The organism is Streptomyces sp. NPDC056948 (assembly GCF_042674225.1).
GTDB classification, from domain to species: domain Bacteria; phylum Actinomycetota; class Actinomycetes; order Streptomycetales; family Streptomycetaceae; genus Streptomyces; species Streptomyces purpurascens.
Genome location: NZ_JBHUQX010000432.1, coordinates 1 through 7,620 on the forward strand (window position 1 = coordinate 1; position 7,620 = coordinate 7,620).

Genomic DNA, 7,620 nt, shown 5'->3' on the forward strand with positions numbered 1-7,620 from the left:
CCTCCAGGGCCTTGGCGGTGGGGAAGGTCATGGTCAGGACGTCGGCGAAGCCGTGGTCGGCGGCCTGCATCGCGCAGACGGTCTCGATGAACCCGGCGAAGCCGTTCCAGGGATCAGGGTCGTCGAGGGCGTCGGCGACCGCATCGGCGTAGGCGTCCATACGGTCGGAGAAGACGGCGGCGACCAGGGCCTCCTTCGTCGGGAAGCGCCGGAAGATCGTGGCGATCCCCACCCCCGCCTCGCGGGCCACGGAGGCCATGGACGCGTTCAGGCCGTCGCGCCCGAAGACCGTGCGAGCGGCTGCGATGATCCGCTCCCGGTTCCGCTCGGCGTCGCTGCGCAGCGGCTGGTCGGCGGGGGCGTCGGGGTGCTGGGCGCGGCGGATCATACCGGCGAGCCTAGCAACCGGATTGCCCTATCCAGTTTTGGTGGTACGGTGGACGCAGTGAACCGGAAAGGCTTATCCGGATCAAGAAATGGATAGGTCTATCCATATATTTAGCGCCTTTGACCTGCAACGAAAGGACTCGCTGTGCCCAGCATCGCCATTGTCGGAGCCGGCCCCCAGATGGGCCTGGCCATCGCCCGCACCTTCGGCTCCCAGGGCTTCGACGTCGCCCTGATCTCCCGCAACCGGGACAAGCTCGACGACCTCGTCGGCAAGCTCGAAGCCGAGGGCGTCAACGCCGCCGCGTTCCCCGCGGACGTGCTCGACCGCGCCGGGCTCACCCGGGCGATCGAGAGCGCCGCCGCCGCGTTCGGCGGCATCGACGTCCTGGAGTACTCCCCGGTGGGGACGTTCGGAATCACCGCCCTGACCGCCCCGACCGGGACCGAACCGTCCCACGTGGAGTTCGAGATGAACTTCCAGCTCTACGGGGCCATCGCCGCCACGCAGGCCGTGCTGCCGGCGATGCGCGAGGCCGGCGCGGGCACCCTGCTCTACACCACCGGTGCCGGCTCCATCTGGCCCGACCCGCGCGTCGCGAACGTCAACGCCGCCGCGGCGGCGCTGCGCAACTGGGTGATGAACCTGCACAAGGAGCTGGCGGACGCCGGCACCGGCATCCAGGCCGCTCATATCGGCATCGACTCGTCGATCGGCGTCTCCGTCATCCCCGGTATCGAGGCGGCCCGGCCCGAGCAGATCACCCCCCTCTACTGGGACCTGCACACCACCGAGCGCGACCAGGCCGAACTCGTCTTCAAGCTCTAGTCGGCACCGGCCCCCGCCCGGGTCCGGCGTGCGTAGGCGCGGGCCGCGCGTGCGCGGTCGCCGCAGCGCGTCGAGCACCAGTGGCGGCGGCCGTGCCGCAGCAGGTAGCGGCCGCAGGGCGGAGAGCCGCAGGCGGTGAGGCGCTCGGCGTCGGGCCCGGTCAGCAGGTCGGCCGCGTCGGCGGCGAGCGTCGCCAGGGCGTGATCGACGATCTCGGTGGTGGGGTGCGAGGGTGCGCGGTAGGGGCCGTCCTTCTCGTCCCACTGGAGCAGTGAGGCGGTGGGCACCCTGGTCATGGCGTCGTTGACGGCGGCCAGGGCGGCGGGCAGGGCCGGCAGCGCGTCGACGCGGGAGGCGAGCAACGACCTGATCTGCTCGCGCATCGACCGCAGTTGTGCCGTGCACATCTCCCGGAGGCCCGCGTCCACGGGGGCGAGCCCGCGGTCCGTCAGCCACTGATTCGCCTGCGCGGGCGTGCCGAGGAGGTCGGTGAACTTTCCGCCGGGCGATGCGATGGCGCTGTTGGCGAAGGCGAGGGCCGGGTACTGCTCCTCGCCCGGCGCGGGGGGTATGGCGAGTTCGACCGGTTCGGCGGGGGCGTTCGCATTCATGGATCTCATGGTACGGCTTGCCCGTATCCGTGAGGAGCGGCTACGGTCTCTCATGGATAAGCCGTTTCCATCCGTGAGGTGTTTCTTCTGTGGCTCCTTCAGTGACGACCCGTGAGCAGTTCCCCGTCCGTGTCTTCGGCGGCCCGACCGCTCTCTTCGAGTACGGCGGCCTGCGGTTCCTGACCGACCCCACCTTCGACGCCCCCGGCGACTACCCGGAGCCGGGCGGTCCGTCCCTGACCAAGACCGCCCCAGCCGCCGGCGACCCCGCCGAGCTCGGCCCCGTCGACGTGGTCCTGCTGTCCCACGACGAGCACGCCGACAACCTCGACCGCTCCGGCCGGGCCCTGCTGGCCGACATACCGCTGACCCTCACCACCCCCGGTGGCGGCAAGCGCCTCGGAGGCAAGGCAAGGGGGCTGGCCGACTGGGAGTCGGTCGAGCTGGACCGCCCCGGCGGCGGCACGGTCACCGTGACCGGCGTCCCCGCCATCCATGGCCCCGGTCCGCGCGAGGAGACCGAGGCGATCACCGGGCAGGTCGTCGGATTCGTCCTGACCGGAGACGGGCTGCCCACCGTGTACGTCAGCGGTGACAACGCCTCCCTCGACGCGGTCAGGGAGACCGCCGAGCGCCTCGGCCCGGTGGGCACCGCCGTCCTCTTCGCGGGCGCCCCCCGCTTCGCCGGCCTCTTCGACGGTGGCACCCTCGTGCTGGACAGCGCCCAGGCCGCCGAAGCCACGCGGATCCTCGGCGCCCGCCGGGTCGTCCCCGTTCACTACGACAGCTGGACCCACTTCACCGAGGGTCGCGCCGAACTCCAGGCCGCCTTCACCGCCGCGGGGCTGGCCGACCGCCTGGACTGGGGGCACTCGGGCTGATCACGGGGTTACTCCGGTGCCTCTCGCCAATGGAGGCAGCGGCTGTAGTCGAAGCTCCACTTCAAGCAGAGCTGGGCCTTGACGCTCGTGTCCCGATCCCGGAACTCGGTGATGATCTTGTTGCCGTCGATCCGGGAGTATCCGACCTGGGTCTCGAAGTCGATGCCCATCTCGTTCTCGAGTTCCAGGCTGGCGAGGGCGTATCTGCCCTGCGCCTCGGGGTACTTGAGGAACGCGTCCATGATGGCGTTGCGGAACTCGACATCCCCGTTCGCTGTCTCTGCCACGACTGTCTCCTGACCTGCCGGTTGGTGAGCCGTCTGCCTACGCGCATTCTGTCCGCATATCCATGGAGGCGCGCGTCTTGCGTCACCCGAACAGGCCTGTGAGACAGCGGCTCCCGCCCAGCACGGGGTCTGGGCGGGAGCGGTGCGGTCCCCTCCGGTCGTTCTTCAGCACGAAGGGACCGCTCGTCCTTCCAGACTGGAAGGTCCGACGCCCGGGGAGGCGTCCGCGTTCCATGGTGCGCCTTGCCCCCGGTGTCGCAAGGAGAAGTACGTTTCCGCCTTCAAAAGCGTTCAATCCGCCATGTTTTGCACGCGCGGGTGACCGACATGGCCCGGTGAGGCACGCTGCGGGCACCGGGACGCCCGGCGGCATTGTTCCGTAACTCCATGATCACGTTGAGTGTCCGGCGGTCGACGCACCATGCTGACGTCCAACTCTTCCGCAGCGCCTCAGCACCGCCGTGGAAGGGCCTTCCAGACGCCTCGAGTTGAGAGACAAGGTGCGATGTCCAGTAAGCAGGTGTTGACCGTCGTCGTGATGGTGGCGGTCTTCGCGTGGAGCACGGTGATGACCGTGCTGGGGCACCTCGCGGCCGTGGCCGCGCTGCTGCCGTCGCTCGGACTGCTCGTACAGCAGATCGTCGCCGCCCTCCACGCCACGCAGTCCCCGCGCCACACCCCGGTGGACGCCGCCTCGACGGCCATAGCGGCCGGACCCGAGGAGTCGGTGCGATGACCCCGTTCTCCGCGTACGAGCAGCCCGACGGCGAGCCGCCGAGCAGGCGCGGCCGCAAACCGGAGTCGATCGGGGAGCAGGTGGGCCCCTCCCACCGGGCGTGGCTGGAGCCGGTGCGCAGCAGGCTCTTCGCCAGCGGGCTCACGCTCGACGACCTCGTCGGCCGCTCCGGCTACTCCAAGGCCCGCATCAGCGAACTGCTGCGCGGCAAGGGCTACTACCCCGGCTGGGAGATCACCTACAGCGTGGTCCGGGCCCTGGACATCCCCGTCTGGCCGCTGCGCCGCCTGTGGACCGCGGCGGCACGTGAGGCGGCCAAGGACCCCGCGTGGATCGAGAGCCGCATACACGCCGTCCAGCCGCTGCCGCCGGAACGGCCGCCGCTCGCGCACCAGGGCTTCACCGAGGCAATGCGCCACCCCTACACCGCCTACGCCCGCGCCTTCCTGCAGAGCGACCGGCGCGCCCACTGGGTCGTCTCGGAAGCCTGCGACATCCTCTGGCTGGGCTGGGACGACGCCGTCGCCGGCCCCAACGTCCCCCGCCACGCATGGCGGCTGCTGCGCTCCCGCGTCCTGTTACGCGCGCACCTTCACCCGGCCGGACATCCCGATCTGCGCCCGGCGGCGTTCCAGACCGTCGACCAGAGCCGGATCGACGATCTCACCGCCCGGTTCGCCCGCATCGGCCGGCTCGCCGACTTCTTCGACGCCGTCGCCCGGCTGCCCCAGAACCAGCTCGACGTCACCGTCCTGCGCTACCTGTGTGGCATCCACCCCGACGCCGTCCCCGACGTCGTCGGCCTGTCCGCGGCCATCACCCAGTCCATCGACCACCACGCCCGAGGCGCCCTGGAAGGCACCCACCACCGCCATGACAACCGGGAGTGAGCACCCCGCCATGACCGCCATCGACGAACTCCTCTCCCGCTCGCTGCTGATGCGCGATCCCCAGGTGCCGTCCGACACCGTCCCGTACGAGGACACCGCCTACCCGGCCTTCGCCCCCGACGGCACACCGCTGTGGGACGTCGGCGGCGGCGACCTGGCCGACGACAACGCCGCCCGGAGTCTGTGGGCCCTGTGCGAGGCGGTCGTCGTCCACTCCACGCCCCGCCAGCTCGCCGACTTCGTCACCGAGCAGCTTCCCTCCCCGCGCGGCGCCTGGATCCTGGGCTGCGTCCTGCAACTCGCCGACGCGCAGGACGGCGCGCGCTTCTGGTGGCAGTACGCCGCCGGGGCCGGTGAACCCGCCGCCTCCTACTGCCTCTATCTGCATCACCTCGCGCTCGGCGACAGGCCGGCGGCCGCCCTGTGGCACAAGCAGGCCGGCGACGACGCACCGGCCGACAGCGGCCTGGGCGTCGACACCAGCATTCCCACGGTCCTGCGCATCCTCAGCCGCCTGGCCCCGGCCGCCTCCCGCGACCACACCGAGACATTCACCGCGGTCAAGTCCTATGTCACCAACGCCGTCGCCGCCGGATACGCCCGCAACCCCGGCTACGAAATCCCGCTCCCCGGCCCTCACTTCGCCGAACAACTCGAGATCATCCTGGCCGCCACGTCAGCGGTCTCCCGGTCGGTACGGCAGGCCCGGTCGCCGGCCACCGGCCTGCCCAACCGCACCAGGCCGCGAGCCGACGCCGCGGAGCGCTCCGGCGAGTCCGTGCACGAGCCGGAACGGGTCCTGGTGGAGACCGCCGCACGCGACGAGTCCGCCTCCAGCTTCTTCCGGGAAGCCCTCGCGGCCTGCTGGGAAACGGCCGTCGCGGACCGCACGGCCAGGGGAGCGGACCGTCGCGATGTGCGGCTGCGCTACCTCCTGGACCGCAGGCCCACCGAACCTACTTCGTGGCGTTGAGTGTCTGTGTCGCCAGCGCCAGGTTCTTGTCCTCGGCGCTGCCCCAGGCGTAGACGACATCGGCCGTCCCGTCCTTGAGGGGCAGGTCGGCCGGACCGATGGCCACGGTGTCCGTGCCGGCGAGCACGACATCGGCCTTCACGGTGCCTGCCTCGACCTCGGCAGTGTCCTCCTTGGGGTTCTCCAGGCCGGTGAAGAGCGGCTGCCCGTTCGCGCGGACGTCGACAGCCGGAGCGGCGGCGACGTGACGCACCGTGAGGCGGGCCTTGCCGTCGTCGACCTGCGAGACATCGTTGGTGAAGGCCGTGAGCTGCGGTTCGCCGTCGGCGGTGAGGTGGGCGGCGATCGTGGCGTTCCCACCTTCGGGCACCTTGATCTCCTTCTCGAGGGCGGGTGTGGCGTCCGGGTTCTGGCCCGCTTCGAAGATCTGTATGTCGTAGGTCCCGGCGTCCAGGGCCTGCGGGTCGGTCACCGTGCCGGGCTTGAAGTCGCCGAGCAGTTCGTCACCGTTGGCGTAGACATCGACGGTCATCCCGGGAATGCCGTGGAAGACGGACACCATGGCCTGGTCCTGCGAGGCGGTACCCGCCATGGCGGGCGCGGTGGCGCCCAGGGCCAGGGCACAGGCGGCGGCCGATGCGGCGACAGCGAGAGAAGTCCGGGAAGTCATGGGGGTGATCCCTTCGAATGCGCCTCCGCACGTTGCGGGGTCTCGATGTCGTTTCGCGCAGGGCGACCGCAGCGGATGCGCGCGCGGCGCCTTTCGTCGGCCGGTTCGGCGGCGCGCCTAGACGCCCGTCCAGCGGACCTGGTTCTGCTCGATCGCGCTGCGCAGCCGCTGCAGGCCACGGCGGGCGTGACTCTTCACCGTGCCGAGGGGCATTCCGGTCCGTTCCGCGATCTGAGCCTGGGTCAGGTCCTCGTAGAACGCCAGGCACAGCACGTGCCGCTGGTGCCTCGGCAGACAGGACAACTCGTTCACCAGCAGGACCCGGTCCAGGACGTCCTCCGCCGCCGACTCGTCCCGTCCGGGCGTGTCGTCCGCGTGGGCGAGCGAGTCGGCGAGGGCCAGCCGTCTGGTCCGGGCGGCCAGCGCGTCGATGATCTTGCGTCGGGTGATGCCCACGAGCCAGGCGCCCAGCGGGCCCCGCTCCGGGCGGAAGCCGGCCTGACCACGCCAGGCGCCGAGGAACACCTGCTGGGTGACGTCGTCGGCCTCGTACGTGTCGCCGAGCGACCGGGTGGCCATGGTGTGGACCATGGGCGCCCAGCGCCTGTAGACCGCGGCGAAGGCGTCCTCGTCGGCGGCACGGAATCCATGGGCCAGCTCGTCCTCGTACCTGGTTTCGTCTCGGGTGTCGATGATCATGGCCTGGTTCCTCCTGCCATGCGCGATATGCGGCCGTCCGCACGCGTCCCAGTGTTGTGACGCACAAACGACGCAGGCAACATGCGTCGTTTGTGCGTCGTACAGTGGGCCTGTGAGCAGAGGTGATGGCGACGGCCGGCACGAGGAGGACCTGAGGCACGGCGGGCTCACCACCGGAGAAGTGGCGAGACGCCTCGGCGTGGCGCCCACCACGGTCCGTACCTGGGACCGCCGCTACGGCATCGGTCCCGACGCGCACACCGGCGGCAGGCACCGGCGCTGGACCGCCGCGGACGTGGCCCGTCTGGAGCGGATGTGCGCCCTGACGGCGACCGGGCTGCCCCCTGCCGAGGCCGCGCGCATGGCGCTCGGCGATGCGCCGCCGGACGCGGCCCCGCACACACCGGCGGCGCTCCCTCGACCGCGACCGCTGCCCCGCGGTCGCAGCCGGGCCGGGAGCGGCATGCGACTCGGCGACGTGCGCCAGGAGTCCAGAGGGATCGCCCGTGCCGCCCTGCGTCTCGACGCCGCCGCTCTGGACGAGCTGCTGCTGGCGGCGATCGCCGACCACGGACTGGTCACCGCCTGGACCGAGGTGATCATGCCGACCCTGCAGGCGACCGGCCGCAAGTGGGAGAGCTCGGGCGAGAAGTACGT

The 7,620-nt window shown here is 71.0% G+C and carries 11 protein-coding genes; 6 read left to right on the forward strand and 5 right to left on the reverse strand.

Going from position 1 to position 7,620, the window contains the following annotated elements; translation table 11 throughout:
• Positions 1-388, reverse strand: a 388-nt coding sequence (locus ACFTZL_RS37195) for a TetR/AcrR family transcriptional regulator (protein WP_382592495.1), incomplete at its 3' end; no start/stop codon positions are given.
• A 144-nt stretch (positions 389-532) separates the two neighbouring features.
• On the opposite strand from ACFTZL_RS37195, the gene ACFTZL_RS37200 reads away from it, so the two are divergent.
• Positions 533-1,216 carry an SDR family NAD(P)-dependent oxidoreductase gene (locus tag ACFTZL_RS37200; protein ID WP_382592498.1) on the forward strand — a complete coding sequence of 228 codons (684 nt, stop codon included), beginning with the start codon at positions 533-535 and terminating at the stop codon, positions 1,214-1,216.
• On the opposite strand, the gene ACFTZL_RS37205 is transcribed toward ACFTZL_RS37200, so the two are convergent.
• Entirely contained in the window at positions 1,213-1,836 is a 624-nt protein-coding gene (locus ACFTZL_RS37205; RefSeq protein ID WP_382592501.1) for an ABATE domain-containing protein, read from the reverse strand. The genes ACFTZL_RS37200 and ACFTZL_RS37205 overlap by 4 nt on opposite strands.
• Before the next feature lie 80 nt (positions 1,837-1,916).
• Between ACFTZL_RS37205 and ACFTZL_RS37210 the strand changes: the two genes are divergently transcribed.
• Positions 1,917-2,708, forward strand: a complete 792-nt coding sequence (locus ACFTZL_RS37210; protein WP_382592504.1) for an MBL fold metallo-hydrolase — start codon at positions 1,917-1,919, stop codon at positions 2,706-2,708.
• An 8-nt stretch (positions 2,709-2,716) separates the two neighbouring features.
• Here ACFTZL_RS37210 and ACFTZL_RS37215 read toward each other — a convergent pair whose 3' ends face one another.
• Positions 2,717-2,995: a hypothetical protein gene (locus ACFTZL_RS37215; protein ID WP_382592507.1), complete on the reverse strand. Its 279-nt coding sequence runs from the start codon at positions 2,993-2,995 to the stop codon at positions 2,717-2,719.
• A gap of 505 nt (positions 2,996-3,500) precedes the next feature.
• On the opposite strand from ACFTZL_RS37215, the gene ACFTZL_RS37220 reads away from it, so the two are divergent.
• The 3 genes from ACFTZL_RS37220 to ACFTZL_RS37230 are packed head-to-tail and all read left to right on the forward strand — an operon-like array spanning position 3,501 to position 5,594.
• Complete coding sequence (locus tag ACFTZL_RS37220) at positions 3,501-3,731, forward strand: hypothetical protein (RefSeq protein ID WP_382592508.1); 231 nt, start codon at positions 3,501-3,503, stop codon at positions 3,729-3,731.
• Positions 3,728-4,621: an XRE family transcriptional regulator gene (locus tag ACFTZL_RS37225; protein WP_382592511.1), complete on the forward strand. Its 894-nt coding sequence runs from the start codon at positions 3,728-3,730 to the stop codon at positions 4,619-4,621. Before ACFTZL_RS37220 ends, ACFTZL_RS37225 begins: the two co-directional genes overlap by 4 nt.
• Positions 4,622-4,631: 10 nt before the next feature.
• Entirely contained in the window at positions 4,632-5,594 is a 963-nt protein-coding gene (locus ACFTZL_RS37230) for a DUF6207 family protein (RefSeq protein WP_382592514.1), read from the forward strand.
• Here the strand turns inward: ACFTZL_RS37230 and ACFTZL_RS37235 are convergent.
• Positions 5,578-6,264, reverse strand: a complete 687-nt coding sequence (locus ACFTZL_RS37235) for a DUF4397 domain-containing protein (RefSeq protein ID WP_382592517.1) — start codon at positions 6,262-6,264, stop codon at positions 5,578-5,580. The two genes, ACFTZL_RS37230 and ACFTZL_RS37235, sit on opposite strands and share 17 nt — an antisense overlap.
• Positions 6,265-6,381: 117 nt before the next feature.
• Entirely contained in the window at positions 6,382-6,963 is a 582-nt protein-coding gene (locus ACFTZL_RS37240) for an RNA polymerase sigma factor (protein ID WP_382592520.1), read from the reverse strand.
• A gap of 112 nt (positions 6,964-7,075) precedes the next feature.
• On the opposite strand from ACFTZL_RS37240, the gene ACFTZL_RS37245 reads away from it, so the two are divergent.
• Positions 7,076-7,620: MerR family transcriptional regulator (locus tag ACFTZL_RS37245; RefSeq protein WP_382592523.1), on the forward strand; the 545-nt coding region annotated here is incomplete at its 3' end.